23 protein-coding genes and 1 riboswitch are annotated in these 25,760 nt (G+C 70.6%); of the genes, 13 read left to right on the forward strand and 10 right to left on the reverse strand.

Features of this window, described 5'->3' with window-relative positions; all coding sequences use genetic code 11:
* The first annotated feature begins 58 nt into the window (after positions 1-58).
* The 6 genes from ATK36_RS19900 (at position 59) to ATK36_RS19925 (ending at position 9,589) form a co-directional block, all read left to right on the forward strand.
* Positions 59-3,046, forward strand: coding sequence for a patatin-like protein (locus ATK36_RS19900; protein ID WP_098512916.1), 2,988 nt, complete (start codon positions 59-61; stop codon positions 3,044-3,046).
* 213 nt (positions 3,047-3,259) lie between these two features.
* Positions 3,260-3,760: a diaminobutyrate acetyltransferase gene (gene ectA, locus ATK36_RS19905; RefSeq protein WP_170069809.1), complete on the forward strand. Its 501-nt coding sequence runs from the start codon at positions 3,260-3,262 to the stop codon at positions 3,758-3,760.
* A gap of 39 nt (positions 3,761-3,799) precedes the next feature.
* The gene (gene ectB / locus ATK36_RS19910; RefSeq protein WP_098512918.1) at positions 3,800-5,047 is read left to right on the forward strand and encodes a diaminobutyrate--2-oxoglutarate transaminase; all 1,248 of its coding nucleotides are present in this window, start codon (positions 3,800-3,802) and stop codon (positions 5,045-5,047) included.
* Positions 5,048-5,076: 29 nt separating this feature from the next.
* Positions 5,077-5,472 carry an ectoine synthase gene (locus ATK36_RS19915; protein ID WP_098512919.1) on the forward strand — a complete coding sequence of 132 codons (396 nt, stop codon included), beginning with the start codon at positions 5,077-5,079 and terminating at the stop codon, positions 5,470-5,472.
* A 66-nt stretch (positions 5,473-5,538) separates the two neighbouring features.
* Positions 5,539-6,441 (forward strand): ectoine hydroxylase, encoded by a 903-nt coding sequence (thpD, locus tag ATK36_RS19920; protein WP_098512920.1) that lies wholly within the window; start codon positions 5,539-5,541, stop codon positions 6,439-6,441.
* A 364-nt stretch (positions 6,442-6,805) separates the two neighbouring features.
* Complete coding sequence (locus ATK36_RS19925) at positions 6,806-9,589, forward strand: AfsR/SARP family transcriptional regulator (RefSeq protein WP_098512921.1); 2,784 nt, start codon at positions 6,806-6,808, stop codon at positions 9,587-9,589.
* A gap of 238 nt (positions 9,590-9,827) precedes the next feature.
* Here ATK36_RS19925 and ATK36_RS19930 read toward each other — a convergent pair whose 3' ends face one another.
* The 6 genes from ATK36_RS19930 to ATK36_RS19955 all read right to left on the reverse strand — a co-directional run bounded on the left by ATK36_RS19930 (position 9,828) and on the right by ATK36_RS19955 (position 14,383).
* Positions 9,828-10,370: a hypothetical protein gene (locus ATK36_RS19930; RefSeq protein WP_098512922.1), complete on the reverse strand. Its 543-nt coding sequence runs from the start codon at positions 10,368-10,370 to the stop codon at positions 9,828-9,830.
* 353 nt (positions 10,371-10,723) lie between these two features.
* Positions 10,724-11,608: a hypothetical protein gene (locus ATK36_RS19935; RefSeq protein WP_098512923.1), complete on the reverse strand. Its 885-nt coding sequence runs from the start codon at positions 11,606-11,608 to the stop codon at positions 10,724-10,726.
* Positions 11,605-12,081 carry a DUF6932 family protein gene (locus tag ATK36_RS19940; protein WP_098512924.1) on the reverse strand — a complete coding sequence of 159 codons (477 nt, stop codon included), beginning with the start codon at positions 12,079-12,081 and terminating at the stop codon, positions 11,605-11,607. The genes ATK36_RS19935 and ATK36_RS19940 overlap by 4 nt, the downstream gene beginning before the upstream one ends.
* A 72-nt stretch (positions 12,082-12,153) precedes the next feature.
* On the reverse strand, positions 12,154-12,630 hold the full coding sequence (locus ATK36_RS19945; protein WP_098512925.1) for a hypothetical protein: 477 nt from the start codon (positions 12,628-12,630) through the stop codon (positions 12,154-12,156).
* Between the two features lie 6 nt (positions 12,631-12,636).
* Complete coding sequence (locus ATK36_RS19950; protein ID WP_098512926.1) at positions 12,637-13,383, reverse strand: OmpA family protein; 747 nt, start codon at positions 13,381-13,383, stop codon at positions 12,637-12,639.
* Positions 13,384-13,570: 187 nt separating this feature from the next.
* A complete protein-coding gene (locus ATK36_RS19955; RefSeq protein ID WP_098512927.1) occupies positions 13,571-14,383 on the reverse strand; it encodes an SGNH/GDSL hydrolase family protein in 813 nt (270 codons plus the stop codon).
* A gap of 801 nt (positions 14,384-15,184) precedes the next feature.
* Here ATK36_RS19955 and ATK36_RS19960 point away from each other — a divergent pair.
* Complete coding sequence (locus ATK36_RS19960) at positions 15,185-15,799, forward strand: DUF3159 domain-containing protein (RefSeq protein ID WP_098515024.1); 615 nt, start codon at positions 15,185-15,187, stop codon at positions 15,797-15,799.
* A gap of 123 nt (positions 15,800-15,922) precedes the next feature.
* Here the strand turns inward: ATK36_RS19960 and ATK36_RS19965 are convergent, their stop codons facing one another.
* Positions 15,923-16,882 (reverse strand): N-acetylglucosamine kinase, encoded by a 960-nt coding sequence (locus ATK36_RS19965; protein WP_098512928.1) that lies wholly within the window; start codon positions 16,880-16,882, stop codon positions 15,923-15,925.
* Positions 16,879-17,922: an SIS domain-containing protein gene (locus tag ATK36_RS19970; RefSeq protein WP_170069810.1), complete on the reverse strand. Its 1,044-nt coding sequence runs from the start codon at positions 17,920-17,922 to the stop codon at positions 16,879-16,881. The genes ATK36_RS19965 and ATK36_RS19970 overlap by 4 nt, the downstream gene beginning before the upstream one ends.
* A 156-nt stretch (positions 17,923-18,078) precedes the next feature.
* On the opposite strand from ATK36_RS19970, the gene ATK36_RS19975 reads away from it, so the two are divergent.
* Both ATK36_RS19975 and ATK36_RS19980 read left to right on the forward strand, forming a co-directional pair.
* On the forward strand, positions 18,079-18,834 hold the full coding sequence (locus tag ATK36_RS19975; RefSeq protein ID WP_098512930.1) for a GntR family transcriptional regulator: 756 nt from the start codon (positions 18,079-18,081) through the stop codon (positions 18,832-18,834).
* Between the two features lie 10 nt (positions 18,835-18,844).
* The gene (locus ATK36_RS19980; RefSeq protein WP_211291910.1) at positions 18,845-20,380 is read left to right on the forward strand and encodes an MFS transporter; all 1,536 of its coding nucleotides are present in this window, start codon (positions 18,845-18,847) and stop codon (positions 20,378-20,380) included.
* Positions 20,381-20,993: 613 nt separating this feature from the next.
* Here ATK36_RS19980 and ATK36_RS19990 read toward each other — a convergent pair.
* The gene (locus ATK36_RS19990; RefSeq protein ID WP_098512933.1) at positions 20,994-21,938 is read right to left on the reverse strand and encodes a threonine ammonia-lyase; all 945 of its coding nucleotides are present in this window, start codon (positions 21,936-21,938) and stop codon (positions 20,994-20,996) included.
* Between the two features lie 154 nt (positions 21,939-22,092).
* Between ATK36_RS19990 and ATK36_RS32345 the strand changes: the two genes are divergently transcribed.
* Positions 22,093-22,899 carry a hypothetical protein gene (locus tag ATK36_RS32345; RefSeq protein ID WP_245914915.1) on the forward strand — a complete coding sequence of 269 codons (807 nt, stop codon included), beginning with the start codon at positions 22,093-22,095 and terminating at the stop codon, positions 22,897-22,899.
* A 3-nt stretch (positions 22,900-22,902) separates the two neighbouring features.
* Here the strand turns inward: ATK36_RS32345 and thiE are convergent, their stop codons facing one another.
* The gene (thiE, locus tag ATK36_RS20000) at positions 22,903-23,568 is read right to left on the reverse strand and encodes a thiamine phosphate synthase (RefSeq protein ID WP_098512934.1); all 666 of its coding nucleotides are present in this window, start codon (positions 23,566-23,568) and stop codon (positions 22,903-22,905) included.
* A gap of 30 nt (positions 23,569-23,598) precedes the next feature.
* Positions 23,599-23,704, forward strand: a riboswitch (TPP riboswitch).
* On the opposite strand from thiE, the gene thiO reads away from it, so the two are divergent.
* The 3 genes from thiO to thiG all read left to right on the forward strand — a co-directional run bounded on the left by thiO (position 23,696) and on the right by thiG (position 25,739).
* Positions 23,696-24,784: a glycine oxidase ThiO gene (gene thiO / locus ATK36_RS20005; RefSeq protein WP_098515025.1), complete on the forward strand. Its 1,089-nt coding sequence runs from the start codon at positions 23,696-23,698 to the stop codon at positions 24,782-24,784. (Overlaps the previous riboswitch by 9 nt.)
* Entirely contained in the window at positions 24,784-24,984 is a 201-nt protein-coding gene (thiS, locus tag ATK36_RS20010; RefSeq protein WP_098512935.1) for a sulfur carrier protein ThiS, read from the forward strand. The genes thiO and thiS overlap by 1 nt, the downstream gene beginning before the upstream one ends.
* A gap of 2 nt (positions 24,985-24,986) precedes the next feature.
* Complete coding sequence (thiG, locus tag ATK36_RS20015; protein WP_098512936.1) at positions 24,987-25,739, forward strand: thiazole synthase; 753 nt, start codon at positions 24,987-24,989, stop codon at positions 25,737-25,739.
* Positions 25,740-25,760: the final 21 nt, after the last annotated feature.

A 25,760-nucleotide genomic window follows, 5' to 3' on the forward strand; every position in this document is an offset into this window, starting at 1 on the left:
GTCCCTTCACGGACTTGGCTCTTGTGGTGTGCCGCTGCGGCCGAGGACACTGACCGCTATGGGTGACTCGGGGGTGCCGTGGCCGCAGGAGATCCGGATCGCGATGACCATGGTCGGGGGGTCCAGCCTCGCCGTGTGGATGGGCGGAATCGCCACCGAGACGTCCGCGCTGCTGACCGCCTCCCGCACCGCGGGGCAGCGCAGCGGCTACCGGCAGGTGCTCGATCTGCTGCACGCGACGGTGCGCCTGGACGTGCTGACCGGGACGAGCGCGGGCGGGATCAACGCGGCCTGCCTCGGCCTCGCCGAGGCCTACCGCTCCAGTCCCGCGATACTGCGGGACACCTGGCTCAGCGTGGGTTCGCTGGAGAACCTCATCCGCGATCCGGGGGAGGCGCAACCACGTTCGCTGCTGGACGGCGACCGCGTCCTGCTCGGTGAACTGGAGCGGTCGCTGCACGACATCACCGGCGCCGGGGTCGTCCCCGCGGAGCCGCCGGACGTCACCGTGCTGCTCACCGGGAGCATGATCGACGGGGAGGCCACCCGCTACGACGACGCGCTCGGCAATCTGGTGCGCGACACCGAACACCGCATGCTGTACCGGTTCGACGGTCCACTGTGGAACAACCAGGTGCACGGACCGCTGGCGCTGGCCGCGCGCTCCAGCGCCTCGTTCCCCGGCGCGTTCGAGCTGTCGCGCACGCCGATCGGCGCCGAGGCGGCCGACCGGATGCACCCGGACATGACCGATTACACCGACTTGGTGCGCTCGCACTGGATCACCGACGGCGGCGTGCTGGTCAACAAGCCGCTGGGGCCGGCGCTGGAGGAGATCTTCGAACGGTCCTCCTCCTCGGACGTGCGGCGGCTGCTGCTCTACGTGGTGCCCGCGGTGGACGCGGACGCCGCGGAGGTGCCGTGCGATCCGGCCGCCCCGCCGTTGCTCGGTTCGGCGCTGGCGAAGGTCCTCTCCACCGTGCTCAGCCAGACCATCAGCACCGAACTCGACGCACTCACCCGGCACAACGAATCCGTGGTCCGGGCCCGGGACACCCGGGTGGCGCTGGCCTCGTTCGGGGTGCGCTGCGGGGAGCTGGTGGACGAGCGGGTGCTGCGTGCCTTCCGGCAGCGGCGGGTGGCCGAGGACGCCGCGGATCTGGTCCGGGCCGCGGGCCGCCGGTATGCACTGTCTGAAAAGGACAGTGGGTGGGCGACCGGGACGTCCGCCCGGCTGTTCGACATCGCCGCGGACGGGCTTCGCCACGGCATGCCCGACACGATGCCCGCGGACGCCTGCCCGGCCGTCGAGATGGCGCGCTACCGCACGACCGCGCTGGACGATTCGGTCGCCACCGGCCTGCAGCTGATCAACGCCGGGTTCCGGCTGTTCCCGGACACCGGGCAGGCCGAACAGCTCAACGCGGCACGGGCGCGGCTGCACGAGGCCCGCAAAGCCGCCGCTCGTGGCGTGCGGTTGTCCGCGTGGGTGGCCCGCCACGATCCGCCTGCCGCGGGCATCAGCCTCCCGGACTGGATCGCGCAGCTCGCCCGGGAATGGGCAGAGCTGGGCGTTTCGGACGACCTGCGCGAAGCGTGGCCGAAACTCGTCGACGCGCTGCGCTCCGCCGCCCCGGTACTGCGAACGCTGGCGGGGGAGGAAGGCCGTTCGAAGGACGCGGCGGACATCGTCGTGACGTTGCTGGACTGGTTCGAACTCGACGATCGCACGCCGTCCGACGAGGTGGTGCAGTCCCGGCTGCTCCTGCTGCACGTGGCGACCCGCGGGCTGCTCGCCGAAGCGCCTTCGGTGGACCAGCGGGTGGATCTGGTGCAGGTCAGCGCGGACACCAGGACGCTGCTGGACCTGTCCCGGACACGCTGCGAGGACAAGCTGACCGGCACGCAGGCAAGCAATTTCGGCGCGTTCTACAAATCCTCGTGGCGGGCCAGCGACTGGATGTGGGGCCGGATCGACGGCTCGGGCTGGCTGATGCAGTGCCTGCTCGACCCGGTCCGCCTGAAGATGCTGCGGGACACCCTCGGCCGGGAGCAGTTCCGCGAGCAGGTCCGCGCCACCTTCACCGCGATCGGCTGGCAGCCCCCGAGCGCGGCCGACAACCCGGTGGCGGGCGAGCTCCCCGGCCTGCTCGCGCAGCTGGGTGAGGAGCTGGCGTTCCTCGGTCTCGACGCCGCGCTGGAGCCGGTCGATTTCGGCGAGGACCTGCCGTCCTCCCTCCCCGTCACCGCGATGGTGCTGGCCCGCGCCCGGCAGGCCGAGATCGCCCGCGAGGAGCTGCCCACGGTGGCGAAGCAGGCGGGGAAAGACGCCGCGGAAGGAAATGGGAAACCGTCCGAAAGCTTCCGGAAATTAATGGCGGCGCGGCCCCTGAAAAACGATCCGGAAGAATCCGGCGTGGTCGCGAATTCGGCCGCGCAACGTGCTTTTCAGGCCTGCCGGGTATCCGCGGAACGGTTCGACGGCGAACTCGGCTCGATGCTGCTCACGAAAACACTGGTCAAGGCCGGCGCCGCCGGGCTGAACGCGGCAGCCACCGCCACCCGGGTGCCGAAGACCCTGCAACCAGCGGCGAAGTTCGCGCGGACCGGCGGGCGCGGCGCGTGGTGGGTGACGCAGGGCGCGAACGGGCTCGGCCGGCCGTGGAACCTCCTCGTCGCGGCGATCACCGTGGTCGCCGGGCTCGTGCTCAGCGGCGAAGGCGGCGCGGTCCTGCAGTGGGTCGGGCTGCCGGTGGCCGCGGGGGCGCTGGTGTTCCTGCTGGTGAGCTTGCTGACGCTGCGGCGCAGGTGGCGCATGGTGCTCACGGTGCTTGCGGTGCTCGTTGTGGCGGGCCTGCTGTTCGCCGCGTTCCTGCCGCCGCTGGCGCACCCGCTGTTCGGCTGGCTGGGCTCGGTCGTCGAAGGCTGGCGCCAGGGACAGGCACCGGTGTGGTGGCTCGTCGTAGTGCTGCTGCTCGTCCTGCCCGCGGCCTGGACCCCGCTCGCCGCGGCCGGCCGGCGCATCCGCCCAGGTCGGCGGCGGTGAAGTTGCGCCGGAGCGGAAGACAAAGCATCGTCGGAGGCGACACGGCCGCTCACTATGGGTGAGCGGCCCAGCCGCACGTCATTCCCCGGATGGCGGTAGCTCAAACGTTTTTGTGGTCCTGATCACCGGTGAATTCGCGTCCTCGCAGGTGGGCGGGGTGCGAGTGGTGTGCGTCGCTGGCAGGGTGAAAATTCTCTGTTACGTTTCCTAAGTATGTCCGGAAAGCACTTGATCGAATCGCCGACCAAGGCCGATGGCGCCGCGCTTTGGCGAATCGCGCGTGATTCGCAGAAGCTGGATCTCAACACCCCGTACGCGTACCTGTTGTGGTGCCGGGATTTTGCCGAGAGTTCCGTGGTGGCCAAGGTGGACGGCGAAGCGGTGGGATTTGTGATCGCTTACCGGAGGCCCTCGGAGCCCGCCGCGGCGCTCGTCTGGCAGGTCGCGGTCGACGCCTCGCAGCGGGGGAAGGGCCTGGCCGGGCAGCTGCTGGACGCGCTGTTCACGCGGCTGTCCGCGGACGGCGTGCGGTACCTGGAGACCACCATCACCCCGGACAACGAGGCGTCCATCCGGCTGTTCTCGTCGTTCGCGAAGCGCTGGAACGTGGCACTGGAGTCGCGCCGGCTGTTCGAGTCCGCGGATTTTCCGGACGGCGGGGGCGGGCACGAGCCCGAGGACCTCTACCGCATCGGACCGTTGCTGCGTAACTGATCCGTCAATTTCGCCGAGTAGGAGCGAAAGAACAACGTCATGAGCATCTTCGAAGAGCTCGAATCGGAAGTCCGCAGCTACAGCAGGGGGTGGCCGGTCGTGTTCGACCGGGCACAGGGCAGCTGGCTCTACCGCGAGGACGGCAAGCCCTATCTCGACTTCTTCGCCGGCGCCGGCGCACTCAACTACGGGCACAACAACCCGGCGCTCAAACAAGCCCTGATCGATTATCTGCAGCGCGACGGCGTCACCCACGCGCTGGACATGTTCACCGCGGCCAAACGGGATTTCCTGGAGATCTTCAAGGAAAAGATCCTCGGCCCGCGCGAGCTGGACTACAAGATCGTCTTCCCCGGCCCCGGCGGCGCCAACGCGGTGGAAGCCGCGCTGAAGCTGGCCCGCAAGGTGACCGGCAAGGAAGCGGTCATCAACTTCACCAACGCCTTCCACGGGATGACGCTGGGCGCGCTGTCGGTGACCGGCAACTCGATGAAGCGCGGCGGGGCCGGTGTCCCGCTGGTGCACGCCACGCCGATGCCCTACGACCAGTACTTCGACGGCGCGTACCCGGACTTCCTCTACTTCGAGAAGCTGCTGGAGGACTCCGGTAGCGGCCTGAACGAACCGGCCGCGGTGATCGTCGAAGGCGTGCAGGGCGAGGGCGGGATCAACGCCGCGCGCCTGGAATGGCTGCGCGGTCTCGACGACCTGTGCAAGCGGCACGGCATCCTGCTCATCCTCGACGACGTGCAGATGGGCTGTGGCCGCACCGGCCCGTTCTTCAGCTTCGAGGACGCGGGCATCAAGCCGGACATGATCTGCCTGTCCAAGTCCATCGGCGGGTACGGCATCCCGATGGCGCTCACGCTGATCAAACCCGAGCTGGACGTGTGGGAACCGGGCGAGCACAACGGCACCTTCCGCGGGATCAGCCCGGCGTTCGTCACCGCGGCCGAGGCGCTGCGCGTGTACTGGAGCGACGACGAGCTGGAGAAGTCCACGAAGGCCAAGGGCGAGCGCGTCGCCGAGGCTTTCGCCGGCCTGATCAAGCGCTACCCCGAAGCCAACCTGGTCGCCAAGGGCCGCGGCCTTGCCCGCGGGATGGAGTTCGCCGACGGCAAGCTGGCCGGCGCGGTGTGCAAGGAAGCCTTCGACCGCGGTCTGCTGATGGAGACCTCCGGTCCGGACGGCGAAGTGATGAAGCTGCTGCCGCCGCTTACCCTCACCGACGACGAACTCGGCACGGGCCTGTCGATCATCGACGAGTCCGTCGCCGCCGTCCTCTGATACCCCAGTTTTCCGACAAGGAGCCGATTTTGCTGGTCCGCACGCTCGACGAGATCACCGACACCGACGCCGACATCAAGACCCCCAACTGGCGGAGCAAGCGCATCATCCTCGCCAAGGAGGGTGCCGGCTTCTCGGTGCACGAGACCACGCTGTACGCGGGCACGGTCAACGATTTCTGGTACGCCAACCACATCGAGGCCGTTTTCATCACTTCGGGTGAAGGCGAGATCGAGGACAAGACGACCGGCGAGGTGCACCAGCTCAAGCCCGGTTCGCTGTACCTGCTCAACAACCACGACAAGCACCAGGTCCGGCCGCGCACCGAGATGAAGACGGTGTGCGTGTTCAACCCGCCGGTCACCGGCCGCGAGGTGCACGACGAGAACGGGGTGTACCCCCTGGTCGCCGAAGAGACCGCCTGAGAGTTACCCCGGCCGCCGCCGCTCCCGCCACCGGATCGAGGGGAACCCGCCCGAAGGAGGCATGCTGTGACGCTGATGGACACCCGGGTCGATGACGGATATCCGACCCGGATCACCGGCACGCCGGAGAGACTTCCGCGCGTGCATCCGACGGTGTGGGGCACCGAGGCCGAAGGCCCGCTCGACGCCGCGACACTGGCCGCCCACGACGCCAAGGGCTACACGGTGATCGAGGGCCTGCTGTCCCCCGGTGAGGTCCAGACCTACTGGCAGGAGCTGGTCCGGCTGTCCTCGAAAGAGGCGGCGGCCGGGGACGAACGGGTGATCACCGAGGCGCGCACCGGGGAGGTCCGGTCGGTCTTCGACGTGCACGAGACCTCCGAGCTGATCGCCGAACTGGTGCGCGACCCGCGCGTGCTCGACCGGGCCCGGCAGCTGCTCGGCTCGGAGGTCTACGTGCACCAGAGCCGGATCAACTACATGCCGGGGTTCCGGGGCACCGGCTTCTACTGGCACTCGGACTTCGAGACCTGGCACGCCGAGGACGGGATGCCGGTCCCGCGCGCGGTCAGCTGCTCGATCGCGCTCACCGACAACTACGTGTTCAACGGCGGGCTGATGGTGATGCCGGGCTCTCAGCGCACCTTCGTGCAGTGCGCGGGCGAGACCCCGGAGGACAACTACCGCAGCTCGCTCAAGGACCAGCGGGTCGGGGTGCCGGACGAAGACGACATCGTCGCGCTGGCCGCCGAGCACGGGATCGATCAGTTCACCGGCGCGGCCGGATCCGCACTCTGGTTCGACTCGAACATCATGCACGGCTCGTCGAACAACATCACCCCGTATCCACGGTCGAACATCTTCCTGGTCTTCAACAGCGTGGAGAACGCGCTGCGGGAGCCGTTCGCGGCCAGCGCGCCGCGGCCCTCGTTCATCGCGGGGCGGGACAGCACGCCGGTCACACGGTGACCAGCGCCACGGTGGCCCTGCGGTGGGTCGCCGGTAGCGGGGAATGTGCTCCCTGTTACGTTGACCGCACTCGCTCCGGTGCCGGTGGGCTCCGGAGCGGAGCAAGGTTGCCTTTCGCGGCCCGGGTTCTTCGCTCGGGGTGAGCCCACCCGTGCCACGGGGCAGCCGGAGATCGGGTGGACCGCGCCCCCTGGCGGCCCGGCCGATGTTCACCGAGCCCGGCCCCGCGCCATCAGATCGGGACTGATGACGCGGAGCCGGGCTCGTTTGTCCTCCGCGCCCGGAGAGCCGGTGCTTCCCGGCGGAGCGTGCCCGGTACCTTGATCATTCCGGCTGGGGACGAGCCTGGGAGGTGCGCGCGAGCATGGCCGATGCCGGCGCCCGGATCGAACTGCTCGGTCCGGTGCGGTTGTTCGACGGCGACCGGGTCGTCCCGATCGGCGGTCCCGGGGTCAAGGGACTGCTCGCGCTGCTCGCCCTGCGGGTGGGCAAGGTCGTTCCGCTCGAAGAGATCATCGACGCGCTGTGGGGCCACGATCCGCCCGCCACCGCCCGGACCATCGTGCAGGGCAACGTTTCGCACCTGCGGCGGATCCTGCGGCAGTTCGGCGACGGCCCGGTGACGGAGATCCGCACCAGCCCGCCCGGGTACCAGCTCGCCGCCGAACCGGAACGGATCGACGTGCACCACGCGCGGGCGTTGTTCGACCGGGCCGTGCCCGCCCCGCCCGAACGAGCCGCCACGCTGCTGGCCGAAGCACTCGCGCTGTGGCAGGGCCCGGCGTTGTCCGGAGTGCCGGATTCGGTGCGTGCGCCGGAATTGGCGGAGCTGCGGCTGGCGATCCACGGCGCCCGGGTGGACGCGGACCTGGCGCTGGGCCGGTACAGCGAACTGATCGTGGAGCTGAGCCCCATCGTGCGGGGCGACCCGCTGGCCGAACGGACCGCGGCTCAGCTGATGCGCGCGCTCTACCACGCCGGCCGCCGCGGCGAGGCCCTTGAGCTTTACCGCACGGTTTCCCGCGCCACCCTCCGCACGCTCGGCATGGAACCAGGTGCGGATCTGCGGTGGCTGCACGAACGGGTGCTCCACGACGACCTCCCGGCCCGGGAACACGCGATGCCACCGTCGGGTGCCGCGCCGTCGCAGCTGCCGCCCGCGTTGCCTGCGCTCGCCGGACGGGCGGCTGACCTGGCCTGGCTGGACGGGCTCACCGGCGGCGTGGCCGTCGTATCGGGGACGGCCGGAGTCGGCAAGAGCGCGCTGGTGCTCTGGTGGGCGCACCGGGCGGCACCGCACTTCCCGGACGGGGTGTTGTTCGCGGCCCTGCACGGCTTCGATCCGCACCACCCGCCGGCGGCACCGGGCGATCTGCTGGCCCAGTTCCTGCTCGGGCTCGGGGTGCCCGCCGACGAAGTGCCCGAGGCACTGCACGAGCGGGCCGCGCTGTACCGCTCGACGATCGCCGGCCGCCGGATGCTCGTGGTGCTCGACGACGCGCGCTCGGCCGAGCAGGTGCGGCCGCTGCTGCCGCCGGGGGCGGGCTCGCGCACGGTGGTCACCAGCCGGTCGCGGATGGAGGGGCTGGCCGTGTCCGACGCGGCGCAGTTGCGGGTGCTCGGCACGCTCGAACCGGCGGACGCGGTCCAGGTGATCGAGGAGCTGGCCGGACCGGCGGACTTCGACCTCAACCACGCGCTCGCCCGGCTGTGCGGCTATCTCCCGCTCGCCCTGCGGATCGCCGGCGCCCGGCTCGCTGCCAGTCCACAGTGGACTATCGAGGGACTGGTGGCGGAGCTGGGCAACGAACGCACCCGGCTGGCCGCGCTGGACGTGACCGGCGCCGAGGACGACGGGGTGCGCGCGGCGTTCGACGTCTCCTTCCGCAGACTGCCCTCCGAGCTTGCGCGCACGCTGGTACGGCTCGGCGCGGTCCCCGGCCGGCAATTCGGGCCGTACCTGGCCGCGGCGGTCGCGGAGATCCCGGTGACGCAGGCTCGGCGCGAGCTGCGCACGCTCACCGCGCACAGCCTGCTGACCGAGACAGCTCGTGACGTCTTCGCGCCGCACGATCTCGTCCGGCTGTACCTGCGCGAGCTGGCGGAAACGGAGCTGTCCCGCCAAGAGCGGGCCGTGGTCCTCGATCGGGCGGTGCGCTACCACCAGGCCGCTTCGGACACCGCGCGGCGGCGGATGCTGCGGATCGTCGACCCGCTCGACTTCACCGGTCTCGTACCGTCCGACGGGCTGCCTCCGCTGCGCACGTTCGACGAGGCGCAGGACTGGTTCGCCGCGGAATGGCCGACGCTGCTGGCGGTCTTGAACGCCGCGTACGCCGAAGCGCGGTACGTCGAAGTGTGGCGGCTGGCGCGAGTGGCGCACACCTACCGGGTCGTATGCCCGCTGTACGAGGACTGGCTGCAGCTGGTCGATCTCGGGCTGGCCGCCGCCGAGGCCGCGGATGAACCGCTCGGGCAGTGCTGGATGCTCATCTCGCGGTGTGCGATCGCGCTGACTTTCGAGCTGTCACAAGGCAGTCTCGCGGACGCCGAACGGGCGGTGGAGCTGGCGGGCAAGCTGCCGGAGTCGCGTTCGCTCGCCGTGGCGCGGATCCACCTCGGCAGTGTGCTGACCCTGCTCGGCCGCTACGCGGAGGCGACCGCCTGCCTGCTGGAAACGGCCGCCGAGGCCGAGCAGGCCGGTGATCTGGAGCTGCGTGGGCAGGCGCTGAACAACTGTGCCGAAACCGAGAAGCGCGCCGGCCGCCCGGTCGAGGCGATCGGCCACGAGCTGGCCTCCCTGGAGATCGACCGCGAACTCGGCGACGACAGCTACGCCGTGGTCTCCATGAACAACCTCGCCGAGCTGTACCTGGACATCGGCGAACTGGATACCGCGCAACGCTACGCGACAGAGGCGGTCTCGCTGGCCGTTACGCGGCAGTTCGAACTGCAGGAAGGCATCCTGCGCGTCACGCTGGCCCGGATCCTGCAGGCGAAACTCGCGCTCGAACCGGCCCGCGCGGAGTACGACCGCGCGATCGCGCTGTACGAGCGGATGCACCCACGTCGGCTCGAAGCGCTGAAGAAGGAGGCGGCGGAGCTGGGACAAGGCCTTCCCGAGCCTCCGCCGCCAGTACCGGAGTGAGGCTGTTTACGCAGGTCAGCCCTACTCTGGCGGGGTATCCTTAGTGAGTTCTTAGCGGCTCGCCGCCGCGCCCAAGTAGGGTCGGCGGGGTCGCCGGTGGAGCCCTCGGGGAGGGGCAGGCAGGGAAACCGGCGACGGGCCCGCGCGCGAGCGGACGGGCCCGCAGAACCGCGGGGAGCGGTTCGGTGGCGGTTGGCCGGCCGAGATGGGGGCGCGGCCGGCCGGCCGCCAGGCGGGATCAGCCGACGTTGGCCGTGCAGAGCGCGATCGTCGTCCCGCTGTTCTGGGCGATCGTCTTACCGTCGACCACGATCGCGCACCTGATCTCATTCGTCACGCCGGCGTTGGTGGTGTTCGCGGTGAGCGTGAGCGTTGGCTTGCCGCCGTCGTAGGAGGCGCGTCCGTGCCACTGGTCGGTGCTGGCCGGGGCGGTATCGGTGCGCTGAGCGTCCAGCGTGCCGTAGCGCACGATCGCCCCGCCGGCCGAGGACACCACGAAATCGACCGCGTGGGCGTCCTTGGTGACCGGCGGGATGTGCAGCTGACTGGACTGCGAAATGCCGAACGTGGACGGGTACAGCAGGATCGCGCCGTAGAGCAGCGCGGCCAGCACCGAGATGACCACCCCGATCGACGCGATACCCCGGCCGCGCATCCGGCCGGGCACGGCCAGCACCACGCCGGCGACTCCGGCCACCAGCCCGATTCCGGCCAGTAGCAAGGCGAAGTACCCCTGCTCGGGCAGGAACGCCACACCGGCCGCGGCCAGCCCACAGATCACCGAGACGCCGCCGGGCAGGTTGGCCCGGAGCCTTCCTTGCGGTGGGTTGCCGGTGCTGCCCGGTGGCGTGGCTGGGCCGTGGGATGCCGGCGGCGGGTTCCTCCGGGGTGCCGCACCCGTGCCGGGGGGCGGGTCCTCTCGACGAGGCGGCCTGGCGGGGACGTCCGGCCGGCCGTGCCGCGGTGGTCTGGACGGTCGCGGCTGCGGGGTCGTCATGCGGGCGCCTTCCGGGTCGGAGTGCGAAGACGCTAACGCAGATGCCGCCGCCCTGTCCGGAATCGTTACCGACTACTGATGTCATTACCGACCGCAAACCCGGCATCACTGGCTGATCCCGGCGGCCGGGCTGCCCCTCACTGGTCGAAAAGATTGACCTCGGGCGCGATCTCCAGCAGTTCGTGCACCGGGCGGCCACGCCGGCCGTCGATCGTCGTGGTGCGCACGACGCGGAGCCGCGCGGTCACCGGACGATCCAGATTCTCCTTGATCTGGTCGAGCAGATCCGGGGCCACCGCACCCTGGATCGTGCCGCCGGATTCGCGTTCCAGGTAGAAGATCCGCCGCCGGGTGCGCACGCCGTCGAGCCGCCCGGTCACCGTTTCGTAGCCCACTGCTTCACGCGATTCGCGCAGGCTGCTCTGCAGGATCTTGGCCTGATCGGCGGTCATGCTGCGGGTGATCAGCTCGCCGGCGGTAGGGGTGAGCGCCATGCCGATCCCGGCGTGCTTGCTGACCGCGTTGACGATGTCGCTCACCGCGTTGCGCACGGTGTCGCGCTGCAGCAGCACCGCGTCCAGCGCGCCGTCGTCGGAACCGTTGGCGGGCAGGATTTCGCAGAGTTCCTTCACCGCGCGCTCGGACAGCGTCTCGATGCCGTCGTGGATCAGCGCGTCCTCGAAGGCCGGCTCCGGGAAACCGAAGAAGATCGCGTTGCCCGCCTGTCCTTTTTGGATCAACGGCGCCTTGTCCCGGTCGGTCTGCTGGACGAAGGTGACCTCATTGGACGGATTGCGGATGATGTGCCCGACCTTCGCGGTGGCGTCCTGCAACGCGCGGCTGATGTCGGAAAAGGTGTACGCGTCCAGGTGCGACTCGCCGATCACCGACACGTGCAGCAGCGGGGAGCGCGCAGTGCGCTCGAATTTCGCGTTCGCCGCCATCGCCGAGGCCCGGGCCAGATCGTCCAGCCAGGTACCGCCGGGGATCTCGTCGGCGATCCGCCGGAACTCGTTTCTCACCAGACCATCTCCGGAATACCGCGGCCGCCGCCGGCCCACACCGATTCCCACACGTCCTCGTCGCCGGGACGGCACAGGAAGCCGTCGAGCATCCCGCCCACCGGCTGGATCTGGTCGAGGTACATCGCGGGCTGCCCGACGATCACGCCACGCAGCGTGAGCAGCCCGTACAACGCGGTCCGCCCGGCGTCGTCGAGCCGTTTGAGCGCACCCCAGTCGTCCGGGAGCAGCACCACGTCGACGCCGGGCGGCGGGTAGGCGGTGCGGGTCACGAACGCGCCGCCGAGCCAGGCCCGGCCGGAGGTGATCACCCGCTGGGCGACACCGAGGTAACTGTTGAGCGCACTGAACAGTATTTCGCGCTCGTTCTGATGCGGGGCGTCGTAGACCAGCCGCTCGTAGACGTCGGCGAGATCGGCTTCGTGGCGGCCTGGGGGCAGCAGGTGCTGGGGAGTCCAGTGCGGGAGCGCCATCGGACCTCCTGACCTAGTCCGGGCGCCGTCGGTGCCCGCTCACCGTACGTAGCCGAATCTACCAGGTGGGTGTCAGCCTCCGCGTCCAGGGCGTCGCGCGGGCTGGTCCGCCCGTGGCCGGTCCGGCGGCGGGTAGTCCCGCGCCGAGGGCCAGTTCAGCTCCCCGGACAGCCGTGGTTCCGGGTCCGGCAGCGGATATCCGCCGGAGTCCTGCGGCTGGTACGGCTCGTCCGGATCGACGTCCGGGTAGTCGTTGTAGACGCGTTCGGGCTCGTCGTCGTGGTACTCGTAATGCTCGTAATGGTGGTCTGCGCGGTGGTCGTCGTGGTGGTCGTAGTGCGCGGGTTCCGCGGCAGGCGCGAAGTGCTGGGTCCGCTCGGCCTCGACCGGCGCGGGCGGCTCCGCGGGCGGGCGCGGTGGTTCCGGCTCGGCCACGGCAGCGCGCGGCCGGCTTCTCGGGACCGCCTGGGTGAGCCCCCACATCACCGCCGCCCCCAGCAGAAACGAGATGAGCAGCCACAGCCAGATCTGCCCGAAGAGCCACAGCATTCGCCATCACCTCTGTTCCACGGCGATCTCGACGCGCCGATCGTCGTCACCTGAGCCGGAATTGCCTGGCGCACTGCTGCTGCCGATCGCGAGCAGCCGGTCGGACGGCACGTCTTCGCGGGTCAGCAGCCGCACCACGGTCAATGCGCGGTTGCGGGAAAGTTTGCGCGCGGCACTGCGCCCGCCCGGACCGTCCGCGACGCGCCCGGTGATGCGGTACCGCAAGCTGTCCGGGGCATCGCGGAGCAACGGCGCGACGTCGCGTGCGGCCTTTTCGCCTTCGTCGGTCAGCTTCGCGCTGTCCGGTTCGAAGGTGATCGGCGCGTCCGCGAGCCGCCGGTCGAGTTCGTCCTGGACGCCGGCGCGATCGGCCGGCGGCGCGGACGGCTCGGGCGATGTGCTGGACGTGCTGGGCGGCGCGCTGCTCGGCGGGACGCTGGTGCTCGGCGCGGGTGCGGAGGTGGCCGGCCCGATCCCGCCGGACGCCTGTGCCGATTGGACCCCGTCGACGCCTTGCACGATGCCGAGCGCGCGGCCGGCCTGTTCGGCCGGGAATCCGGCAAGCGTGGCCTGCCTGCCGGAGAACCGGACGTCGCCGTTGTGGATCCCCGCCGCGTCCAGCGCGGCCCGCGACCGGCTCGCCAGGTCGCCCTCGATACCGTCCGCCCGCAGCCACATGGTGAGCCCCGAGAGCAGTGCCGTGACCAGCACCGCGATCGGGATCAGGCGTAGCCATCCACGTGCACCGGACATAGCGGAACCCTATGCCGGGCAAGCTGCGTTGGCGACCTGGTGAGCGCCGCCGTTCGGGTGGCAGCCGGCGGGTTCGGCGGGTGATCTCCGTGCCGGGTGAGGGAGTGACCGGCTCCGGCTACGAAGCGTTGCCGGGCAATGGTCCAGTCCGGTGACGGTGTTCCCAGCGGCCCGCTCGCAGGGCGGGTCAGGACGCGGCGGCGTTGTCCCGCAACTCGATGGCCGCCGTCTCCATGGGCAGCAACGGGGACAGCTGCGGGCGCTTCGGAGACAGCCCGTCGCCCATCGACTCGCCGCGCAGCTGGCGGCGGATCCACGGCAGCAGGTGCAGCTTGGTCCAGGCGAGATCCGAACGGCGGGAGCTGATCCAGTTCGCCGGTTCGGCGCTCGACGGGTACGGCTCGCGCCAGTCCTCGGTCACCGGGACGCCCAGCACCTCGGCGGTGAGCAGGGCGATCCGGCGATGCGCGTCCGTGGTGAAGTGCAGGCGGTCGTCGCTCCACGCGCGGCGGTCGTGCAGCGGGGCCATCGTCCACAGGTCGACCATCTTCGCGCCGTGCCGGGCCGCGATCGCCCACAGATGCGTGTTGTAGATGGCCACCTTGCCGCGGAGCACGCTCATCACCGACAGCGCCTTGGTGTCCGGGCCGTTGAAGATCACCACCGGGATCCCCGCCTCGCGCAGCGCGGCCACGCCCGCCTCCAGCCGCGCGGCGATCGCGTCCACGTCCGCGCCGGGCACGATCACGTCGTTGCCGCCCGCGCACAGGGTGACCAGATCGGGTTTGAGCTCCAGCGCCTGCGGCAGCTGCTCGGCCATGATCTCGTCGAGCATCTTCCCGCGCAGCGCCAGGTTGGCGTACTGGAAGCCGGGCTCGCCGGCGGCCAGCATCTCGGCGAGGCGGTCGGCCCAGCCGCGGAACGTGCCGTCCGCCCGCTTGTCGTTGAGGCCTTCGGTGAAACTGTCACCGATCGCCACGTAGCTGTCGATCCCGTACACGCTGGGTCCCCTTTCCCGCCGCCACGCCCTGTCCCCGGTAGTCGTTGTACACCACAACTAACAGTGGGAAGTCCCCGTATCCTTCCTTCCGGCCACCCCTGGTTCAGTCGCAGGTCACAGTTTCTTACCCGGCAGGCCGGTTCCGCTAGTGCATTACCGCCCGTTCGAGCTGCCGGAATCACCGGAAAGCCGGACAATTCGGGCTCCGGTTGTGGCAAAGATCTCGGGTTCTGGGGACGACCACGGCGAATGCGGCAGGGTGGGAATGTGACGGACGAAACCGGCGCGCCCGGGACCGAGGCGGCCGCGAACCATGCCGACGCGGCTGGACGCGGGGCGTTTCCGGGGGCCTCCGGCCCGGGCGCGGCCCCGGATCCTTCGGACACGGACGGCTCCGTCGAGGCTTCGGAGCGTGCGAATCGAGAGGTGGAAGGCGCGCACATCGGCGACCGGGGAACCATCGGACAGGACGCCGCGACCTCCGGCGCTGTGGCCCAGAACGCCGCTACTCCGGACGCCGCCCCGGATATCCCGACCTCGGACTCCGCGACCTCGGACGCTGCCGCCCTGGAAACCGGGACCTCGGACATCGCGGCCTCGGACACCACGGTCCCCGACCTCGCCGCACCGGACGCGGCAAGGCCGGGCGCTGCAGCCCTCAACGACGCGGCCCCGGATACCGCGGCCCCGGATACCGCGACCCCGGGAACCGCAACCTCGGATACCACCTCGGGAACCACCACCTCGGGAACCGCGGACTCGGCAACCACGGCCAAGCCCGAGCGGGAGTCGCTCACGCAGATTCTCGGCGGCCGCAGAGGCGCGATCGACGCCAGCGTCCCGCCGCTGGCCTTCGTGATCGGGTGGCTGGCGACCGGACGGTCCGTCTCCTGGGGAGCGATCGTCGCGATCGGGGTCGCGGTGGTGCTCGGGGGTTACCGGGTGCTGCGGGGGGACAAGGCGCGGGCGGTGGTGGTGAGCCTCGCCGCGGTCGTGATCGCGGCGTTGATCGCCCTGCACACCGGGCGGGCGGAGGACTTCTTCCTGCTGCAGCTGCTTTCCAACGCGGCCAGCGCACTGCTGTTCGCGGCGAGCGTGGTCGTGCGATGGCCGTTGCTCGGGGTGATCGTCGGGTTGCTGCTCGGGCAGAAAACGCGGTGGCGCCGGGATCCGGCACTGCTGCGGGCCTACTCCTGGGCGAGCTGGGTGTGGGTGCTGCAGTACCTGCTGCGGGTGGTGATCTACGGGCTGCTCTGGTCCGCCGGGCAGGTGGTCGCGCTCGGGGTGGCGCGCACGGTGCTCTCCTGGCCCCTGGTCGCCGCGACGGTGGCGGTGAGTGGCTGGGTGCTGTACAAGACGTTGCCTGACGATCATCCGGGGCTACGGCCGGCCCGCGGCGAACAGCCGCGAGCCTGACCGGCCCGGAACATGAGGCGGCCCCCGGCGAGGGGGGAGGGTCCGGGGGCCGGGTCCTACGTTACCCGGCGCGGAGGGGTTGAGTCGACGGTTTCGGCCCAACCGGTCGGTTTTCGGTCGCACTCATCCGCGACGGGGCCGCGGCGCGGCTTCGCCCCAGGCCGCCACAGCGGCCAGCCAAGCTGCGCCGAGTACACCATCGGAGCTGGTCAGGACGTCGAGCCCGGCCAGTCGGGCGCGAACCTGTGCCCCTACGGGGCTGTCCTCGGACAGTACGCTGCCGACGAGCACGATCGGAGTTTTTTCTTTCGGCTCCCGCGTGGCGCGCGCCGTTTCGACCAGGTGCGTGGCGGCTTCGGCCACGATTTCACTCGCAACGGGGTCCCCCGTACGGGTGGCCGCACTCACCAGCGGGGCGAACCGGGCCAGCCGTACCGGCGCTTCGGCGTTGACTCGCGTGATCAACGTCCTCGCCACCGTGAGCCGCGCCGGACCGTCCGAAGTGGTCTGGTCCATTGCGGACGGTCCGAGTGCTTCGCCCAGCACGGCCGCCGCCAGCCCGTCCGTCGGATGCCCGCGTTCCAGCGCGGTCAGTGTGGCCCGGACCGCTTCGCGGCCGAGCCAGAAGGCGGAGCCTTCGTCGCCGAGCAGCCAGCCGTGTCCGCCGGCGGTGCCGGTCATCCGCCGGGACCGGATGCGCCCGGCGATCGAACCGGTGCCCGCGACGAGCACCGTGCCGTCCGGCGCGGAGGTCGCCGAGGCGTAGGCCACCTCGGCATCGGTGACGGTCCGGACGATTTCGCCGAGCCCGATCCGCTGCCAGGCAGCGGCGAATTCCGCGGCGACGGACGGGTCGCACAGCTTGCTCACCCCGGCCATCCCGACCACGGCGGCGGCCACGTCCCGCCGCCCGGCCAGCGCCGCGGAGATCGCCCCGGCGATGCGCGCGGCCGCCTCGGCGGGCGGGTGCGCGTGGGGATTCGCTCCACCTGCGGAGGCCGAGCCCAGTACGGCACCGGAGGCGTCGATCACGATCGCGCGGGTCGACGTGCCACCGGCGTCCACGCCAACGACGGAACTCACCGTGTTTTGGTCACCTTCAGCAAGCCCCGTGGGCTGTCCGGGTCACCGCCGCGGGCAAGGGAAAGCCCGAGCGCGATCCGCTGAATCGGCAGCACTTCCAGCACCGGCGCCAGTTCCTCGGCGCTCGGCGCGACCGGGATGCGCAGCGCGGCGGGCACATCGTGGGCCGCGGAACCGACCGCGAGCACGTCCGCGCCCCGCTCGTTGACCGCCTCCAGCACCTCGCGCATCGCTTCGCCACCACGACCCGCGCTGGTCGCCGCGAGCACCGCGGTCTCGCCGTCGACTGCTGCGACGGGGCCGTGCAACAGGTCTGCGCCGCTGTACGCGCGGGCGGCCAGATAGCTCGTCTCGGCCAGCTTGAGCGAACCTTCGAGCGCGGTCGCGTAGGAGTAGCCGCGGCCGGTGGTCAGCACCCGATCCACGAAGCGGTACCGGTCCACCGCGCGCTGCACGCCTTCGGCTGCGCCTTCGAGGGTCTGCTGCGCCAGCTCGCCGATCCGCTCGGCCTCCTCGCCCTTGCCGCCGCGGACAGCGTCGATGAACAGGTACAGCGCGAGCAGTGTCGCAGAGTACGTCTTGGTCGCGGCCACTGCCTTTTCCACGCCGGCGCCGATGTCCACGCCGAGTTCCGCGGCCGCGCGCAGCGGTGAATCCGGGGTGTTCGTGACGGACACGGTCAGCGCGCCCTGACGCCGGGCGGTCTCGGTGATCTCGATCAGATCGGGCGAACCGCCGCTCTGGCTGACCGTGACGAACAGCACATCGCGTAGGTCGGGACGAGCCCCGTAGAGCGTCGCGGTGGACGGGGAAACCAATCCCGCGGGAAGGCCGAGAAGTACCTCGATCAGGTATTTCGCGTACAACGCCGCGTGATCACTGGAACCGCGGGCGGCGAGGAGCGCGAACCGCGGCGGATTTTGTGAAATCTTTTCGGCTACGTCCGCTATTCCGGCCCGCCGCTCGACGAGTCCGGCCAATACGGCAGGCTGCTCGGAGATTTCCGCGGCCATGTGCTCGCCGGGATGGTGTCGGGTCATCACTTTCCTCTCCGTCGGGACGAGGTGTCCCGGAAGGTCTGCGCGGCGTGCGATCAGGTCTAGACCAATGTTAGCCGGGCACGGCACCCGCGGAAAAGGGTACGTTTCTTCACGGGGACGTGGCTCATTGGTGAGGCGAAACTGAGGGAGTCGGTCATGCTGGAGACATCCCCCGCGGGCGAGGCGGGGACGACGACGGGAGTGCGCGGACAGCGCGAACCCAAATACTGGGCGTTGAAGCAGCATCTGCTGGACCTGCTCGACGCGTTGCCGCCGGGTTCGCCGATCCCGACCGAGCGCGCGCTGGCCGGGGAGTTCACCGTGTCCCGCACCACCGTGCGGCAGGCGCTGGCGGACCTGACCGCGGAAGGGCGCCTGCACCGCGTGCAGGGCAAGGGCACCTTCGCCGCGGAGCCGAAACTCGCGCAGCGGCTGCAGCTGTCCTCCTACACCGAGGACATGCGCAAACAGGGCCTGAAGCCCTCGTCGAAACTGCTCGAACTGGAGGAATTGCCGGTAGAGGGCGAACTGGCGAAACTGCTCGGGATCCGCACCGGCGCGAAGATGCTCCGGCTGCGCCGGTTGCGGCTGGCCGATGCCCAGCCGATGGCGCTGGAGACCACGCACCTGCCGCTGGGCCGGTTCCGCGGGCTGCGCAAGCACATCACCGCGGGCGGTTCGCTGTACGCGGTGCTGCGGGAGCATTACGGAGTGGAGCTGGAGCGCGCGGAGGAGACCATCGAGACCTCGCTCGCCGGTCCGCCGGAGGCCGAGATGCTCGGCTCGGACGTCGGCATGCCGGTCCTGATGCTCACCCGGCATTCCTTCGCCACGGACGGGAAACCGGTCGAGTTCGCGCGCGCGGTCTACCGCGGCGACCGGTACAAGTTCACCACCACGCTGCTGCCGTGACCGCGTGCCGGTGAGCGCGCCCGGGATCCGGTGGGGCACCGGCGCCGCGCGCGGAGTACTGGCCACCACCATCCTCGGCTCGGGGATGGCGATGCTCGACGGCACCATCGTGAACGTCGCGCTGCCCCGGATCGGCGAGGAGCTGGGTGCCTCGGTGGCCGGGCTGCAGTGGATCCTGGACGGGTACCTGCTCGCGCTCGCCGCGCTGATCCTGGTGGCCGGCATGCTCGGCGATCGCTACGGCCGTCGCCGGGTGTACCTGATCGGCGTGGTCTGGTTCGGGCTCGCGTCCGGGCTGTGCGCGGTGGCGCCGTCCACCGAGCTGCTGGTGGCGTTCCGGGTCCTGCAGGGCGTCGGCGGTGCCCTGCTCACGCCGGGCTCGCTGGCGATCCTGCAGTCCTCGTTCGTGCCGGCCGACCGGGCCCGCGCGATCGGTGCGTGGTCCGGGCTCGGCGGGCTGGCCGCCGCGGTCGGTCCGCTGGTCGGCGGGCTGCTCGTGCAGGCCTGGTCGTGGCGGCTGGCGTTCCTGATCAATCTGCCGCTGGCCGTCGCCGTGGTGCTGATGGCGCAGCGGTTCGTGCCGGAGTCCCGCGATCCGGCGGCCACCGGGCAGCCGGACTACCGGGCCGCGGCGATCGGCGCGCTCGGGCTCGCCGGGCTGACCGGGGCGCTGGTCGAGGCGCCGGTCCGCGGGATCGGTGACCCGGTGGTGCTGCTGGCTCTGCTGGCCGGCGTGCTTGGGCTCGGCTTGTTCGTGCTGCTGCAGCATCGGTCGGCCGAACCACTGGTGCCGCCCATGTTGTTCCGCGACCGCACGTTCACGCTGTCCAACGCGCTGACTTTCGTGGTCTACGCGGCGCTCGGCGGCGTGATGATGTTGCTGGTGCTGCAGTTGCAGGTCTCGCTCGGGTACCCGCCGACCCTGGCCGGGCTCGCCGGGCTGCCGATCACCATCCTCATGCTGCTGCTGTCCAGCCGTTCCGGGGCGTTGGCGCAGCGGATCGGCCCGCGGGCCCAGCTGGTGGCCGGGCCGATCGTGATCGGCGCCGGGATGTTGCTGCTGACCAGGGTCGGACCGGGGTCCTCGTACGTGGGGTCGGTGCTGCCCGCGGTCGTGGTGTTCGGCCTCGGGCTGGCCACGGTGGTCGCCCCGGTGACCGCGACAGTGCTCGCCGCAGCCCCGGACCGCTACGCCGGCGTGGCCTCCGGGGTGAACAACGCGATCGCCCGATCGGGTGGGTTGCTGGCGGTGGCGGTGCTGCCCGCGGCGGCCGGGCTGACCGGGGCCGCCTACCGCGATCCGGTCGCGCTCACCGCGGGCTGGCGGACCGCGCTGGTGATCTGCGCCGTGCTCGCGGTGGCCGGCGGGCTGATCGCGCTGGGCATCCACAACGGCGTGCTCGGCCGTGCGGACCAGCCGGACGAGGCGCCGCACCCGGACGACAGCCCGCACCCGGGCGAATGCCTGCACTGCGGGGTCGAAGGCCCGCCGACGCATGTCCACCCGGGCCACTCCACGACGCCCGGCGGGTCACATGGGCGGTGAGTGGCCGGGCACCGTTCTGGGCTCGGGATGGTGGCGGTATCGGGATGGTGAGGCGGGGTGGTGACGGGTTCGGGATGGTAGGGCGGATGGCGTGGGGATGGGGATGGCGGCTCGGGATGGTGGCGGCATCGGGATGGTGAGGCGGGGTGATGAGGGGCTCGGGATCGCGGGGCGGGGTGGTGGCGGCATCGGGATGGTGAGGCGGGGTGGTGGCCGCATCGGGATGGTGAGGCGGGATGGTGACGGGTTTGGGTTGGCGGATCGGGATGGTGAGTCGGGATGGCGAGGGGCTCGCGATGGTGAGGCGGAATGGCGAGGGATGGGGATGGCGGATCGGGATGGCGAGGGCATCGGGATGGTAGGGCGGGATGGCGAGGGCATCGGGGGATCGGGATGGTGATGGGATGGGGATGGCGAGGGACGGCGATGGCGATGGCGATGGATGCGGGTACATGGTCTTGCCATCTCGATGGACCCCGTTGAAGCAGGTGCATATGGTCTGAACATCTCGATCCCGAAGATCGCTACGCAGTGCTTGAAGTACTTGAAGTGCTTGAAGCACTTGGCGTTCGGCGGGCGAGCCGGTCAGGGCCGCCCGGACCATCTCGCGGGGCTACCCGAGGAGTTCGCTCAGTAACTCCGGGTCGATGTTGCCGCCGGAGACGATCGCGACCGTCCGGCCGCCGGGCAGCTCGTCCGCGTGGTGCAGGTACGCCGCGGGCGCGGTGGCTCCGCTTGGCTCGACCACCAGCCGGGACCGGTGCGCCAGGGTCCGCACGGTCCGGCGGATCTCGTCCTCGGTCACCGTGATGATCCCGTCGAGTACGCGCTGTAAGTGGGCGAACGTGAGTTCGGACGGCTGTGCGCGTTGGCCGTCCGCGATCGTGCGCGCGAGGTCGGCCGTCGGCCACTCCACCCGCCGTCCCGCGCGGAGGCTCTCCGCGGTGTCCGCGGCTAGCTCCGGTTCCACGCCGTAGACCTTCACCCCCGGGCACCGCGCCTTGAGTGCGACGCCGACCCCCGAAGCGAAGCCGCCACCACTGACCGGCACCAGCACGGTGTCCACACCCGGCAGGTCGGCGGCGATTTCCAGGCCCGCCGTACCCTGCCCGGCGATCACCTCCGGATGGTCGAACGGCGGGATCAGCGTCAGCCCGCGTTCGCGGGCGAGCCGGTCGGCGACCACCTCGCGATCGGCGATCGGCACTTCGATCACCTCCGCGCCCCAGCCACGGGTAGCCGCGACCTTGACCCGGGGAGTCACGTCCGGCACCACGATCACCGCCGGGATCCCGAAGGTCTGCGCGCAGTACGCGACCGCTTGAGCATGGTTGCCACTGGAGTGCGCGACCACTCCGCGTGCCCGCTCGGCTTCGCTCAGCGCCGCGATCGCGTTGTAGGCGCCGCGAATCTTGAACGCGCCGATCGGTTGCAGGCTTTCCGGTTTCAGCCAGAGCTGCCCTTCGGCCCAGTGCTGGCGCAGCAACGGAGTGTGCACCGCGGTGCCGTTCACTCGTTCGGCCGCCGCCTCGATATCGGTGATCGTCACGAATCGCATGTGGTGAGTATGTCAGGAAAGTGTGAGCTATAGACAATCCACTGTGGACAGTCAACGTGGTCTCGCTCACGACCGCGCAACGAGGGGAGTCATCCAGACGACTTACTCGTTGGAACGAGCAGCATCAGGGTGGGAATCGAAACAGATCGGAATCATGGGCGAGGAGCAGAAGACAGCGCCGGAGCAGGCCGAGAAGAAGGGTCTGCGGCCGGCTTCGGTGGCCGCGGCGGCACTCGCCGCGGTCACCGCGGCATTGCTGGGTTCGAAGCTGGGTGTGGCGGGCACGGTGCTCGGTGCCGGGCTGGCGAGCGTGATCACCAGCGTCGGTGGCGAGCTGTACTTGCGCTCGCTGCACCGGACGCGCGACGCGGCGATGAAGGCACGCGACAAGCTCGCGACCGCCGGCCGCTCGCGGGACGGGCTGGACGCGGTCGGCAACCCGGCGGAAGCGCCGACCATGGTGTTGTCCACCGATCCGTCCGAGCTGCCGACGGTGCGGATCTCGCAACTGCGACCGAACGATCTGGCCGAGCCCGATGACGGCGGGGGCTTCGTCGACCGGCTCCGGAAGCTGCGCTGGCCGTTGGTGATCGGCACCAGCGCGGCCGCCTTCGTCGGGGCGCTGGTCGTGCTCTTCACCGTCGACTGGGGCACCGGTGGTGCCGCGAACACCGGCCTGTACCCGCGCCAGAACACGAGCCAGCAGGAAACCACGCACGAGAACAAGCCGACCCAGTCGCAGAACGCTCCGGCCACCAATACCCCGTCGAACACGCCGACCACGAAGCCTGCGACGCCCACCACCTCGTCGAGCACGAGTACGTCGCAGACCGAGCAACAGGGCGCGCCTTCGACCACCGATTCGTCTCCGCCGCCGACCACGCAAAAGCAGCAGCAGACCCAGACCCAGACCCAGACGCAGCAACCGAAGCAGCCGCAGCAGTCGAACCCGGGTAACTGAGCCTCAGGCGAGCCGGGCGCGCAACGTCTCGGCGGCGGCCTTCGGGTCCTCGGCTTCGGTGAGCGCGCGGACCACGACGATCCGTGACGCGCCGGCGTCGAGTACCTCGGCCAGCCGTGCCTGATCGATGCCGCCGATGGCGAACCACGGCCGGGCAGTGCCGCTCGCCGCGGTGCTGCGCACCAGGTCCAGGCCCGGTGCGTGGCGGCCCGGCTTGGTCGGCGTCGGCCAGCACGGTCCGGTGCAGAAGTAGTCCACGCCGTCCTCGGCGGCGGCCGCGGCGGCCTGTTCGGCGGAATGGGTGGACCGGCCGATGACCACGTCGTCGCCGAGCACGCGCCGGGCCAGCGGCACCGGGATGTCGTCCTGGCCCAGGTGCAGCACGTCGGCGCCGACGGCGAGCGCGACGTCCGCGCGGTCGTTCACCGACAGCAGCGCGCCGTAGCGGGCACACGCATCGGCCAGTACTTCCAGCGCGGCGATCTCCTGCTTCGCTTCCAGCGGGCCGCCACCGGTCTTGTCCCGCAGCTGCACGATGTCGACGCCGCCGGACAGCACCGCGTCGGCGAATTCGGCGAGGTCGCCACGGCCGGTGCGGGCGTCGGTGCACAGGTACAGCCGGGCGTCGCTGAGGCGGGCGCGGATCTGGTCTCCGGTCAAGGCGGGCATGGCGGTGACGGTACCCGCGCGCTACGGTGGGGTGGTCCGCACGGGAGCCCGAGGCACGGGCTGAGAGGGAGCTGCCGCTCCGACCGTGGAACCTGATCCGGGTCATGCCGGCGCAGGGAGCGTGAAGGTGAATTCCGACAGCACAATCCTGACCGTCGTCGGTGGCGGCGTGATCGGTCTTTCCGTGGCGTGGCGGGCCGCGGCGCGCGGCCGGCGGGTCACCGTGGTCGATCCGGAACCGGTGCGTGGTGGTGCTTCCTGGCTGGCCGGCGGCATGCTCGCGCCGGTGACCGAGGCGTGGCCCGGCGAGGAGGAGGTGCTCCTGCTGGGCGAGGCGTCGTTGCGGCGGTGGCCCGGCTTCGCGCGCGATCTCGCCGCCGAAGGCACCGATCCCGGGCTGGCCGGGCACGGCACGATCGTGCTCGCGTTCGACGCTGCTGATGCTGGGTATCTGGACGTTCTCGCCGGGCATCTTCAGTCGCTCGGCCGGGGTGTGGAGACGTTGACCGGCCGGGAGGCCCGTCGGCTCGCGCCTGGGATCGGCGCGGTGCGCAGTGGGTTGCACGTGCCGGGCGATCTGGCGGTGGACAACCGGAAGTTGCTCACTGCGCTGGCCGAAGCGGGTGCTCGCCGCGGGGTCGAGTTTCGCCGGGAACGGTTGTCGAGCCTGGACAACGTGACCGGTCCGGTCGTGCTCGCTGCGGGCGCGTGGACCGGGCAGCTGTGTACGCGGCTGGAGCACGCTGTACGTCCGCTCAAGGGGGAAATCCTGCGGTTGCGGCCTAGGCGTGGTTGTCTGCCGCCTCCGCCGTACACGGTGCGCGCGATCGTCGAAGGCCGCCCGATCTACCTCGTGCCGCGCGCGGACGGTGAACTCGTACTGGGTGCGACGCAGTACGAAGCAGGCTTCGACGAAGCGGTGACCGCACGCGGCGTACGTGAGCTTCTGGAGGGCGCGGAGCGGATTCTGCCGGGCATCACTGAATATGAGTTGGTGGAGACTGCTGCCGGGTTGCGTGCGGGGAGCCGGGATGCGTTGCCGTACATCGGTGAAGTCGGCGAAGGCGTGTACGCAGCGACAGGACATCACCGCAATGGGCTGCTGATGGCGCCGGTGACTGCGGACGCGGTGCTGGCGTGGCTGTCCGGTGAAGCACCGCCGGCGGAGGTCGCTGCGGCGTCGCCTGCCCGTCTGGCGGAAAGGGAGCGAGTCTGATGGAGATCAAGTTCAACGGCCAGTGGCGGGAATTTCCCGACGACAGCACCGTGATCGAGGTGCTCGACGCGGTCGGCGCGAGCCGGCAGGGCGTGGCCGTGGCGGTGAACGGCGAGGTCGTGCGCCGCGGGGACTGGGCCGCTGCCGTCGTGCCGAAGGGCGCGAACTTCGACGTGCTGACCGCGGTGCAGGGAGGCTGATCATGGACGACCTGATCATCGGGAGCCACAAGTACTCCTCGCGGCTGATCATCGGCACCGGCGGCGCGGCGAACCTCGAAGTGCTGGAACGGGCATTGGTCGCGTCCGGCACCGAACTCACCACCGTGGCGTTGCGCCGGGCGGACGCCGAGGGCGGCTCCGGGGTGCTGGAATTGTTGCGGCGCTTGGACATTCAGCTGCTGCCGAACACCGCGGGCTGCCGGACCGCGGCCGAGGCGGTGCTCACCGCGCAGCTCGCGCGCGAGGCGCTGGACACGGATCTGGTGAAGCTGGAGGTGCACGCGGACGATCGCACCCTGCTGCCCGATCCGATCGAAACGCTCGAAGCCGCCGAACGGCTCGTGGCCGACGGATTCACCGTGTTCGCCTACACCAACGACGATCCGGTGCTCGCGCTTCGCCTGGAGGAGGCGGGCTGCGCGGCGGTGATGCCGCTCGGCGCGCCGATCGGCACCGGGCTCGGTATCCGGAATCCGCACAACATCGAGCTGATCGTGGCGCGTGCGTCGGTCCCGGTGGTGCTCGACGCGGGTATCGGCACGGCCTCGGACGCCACGCTGGCCATGGAACTCGGCTGCGCCGCGGTACTTCTGTCGACCGCGGTGACGCGGGCCGCGGATCCGGAACGCATGGCCGCGGCGATGCGTGCCGCGGTCGAGGCGGGGTACCTCGCCCGCGGCGCCGGCCGGGTGCCACAACGGTTCTGGGCGCACGCGTCGAGCCCACCGCGCTGATACTGGGCAAAGGGCTGTGAA

This window comes from Amycolatopsis sulphurea (assembly GCF_002564045.1).
GTDB lineage: Bacteria > Actinomycetota > Actinomycetes > Mycobacteriales > Pseudonocardiaceae > Amycolatopsis > Amycolatopsis sulphurea.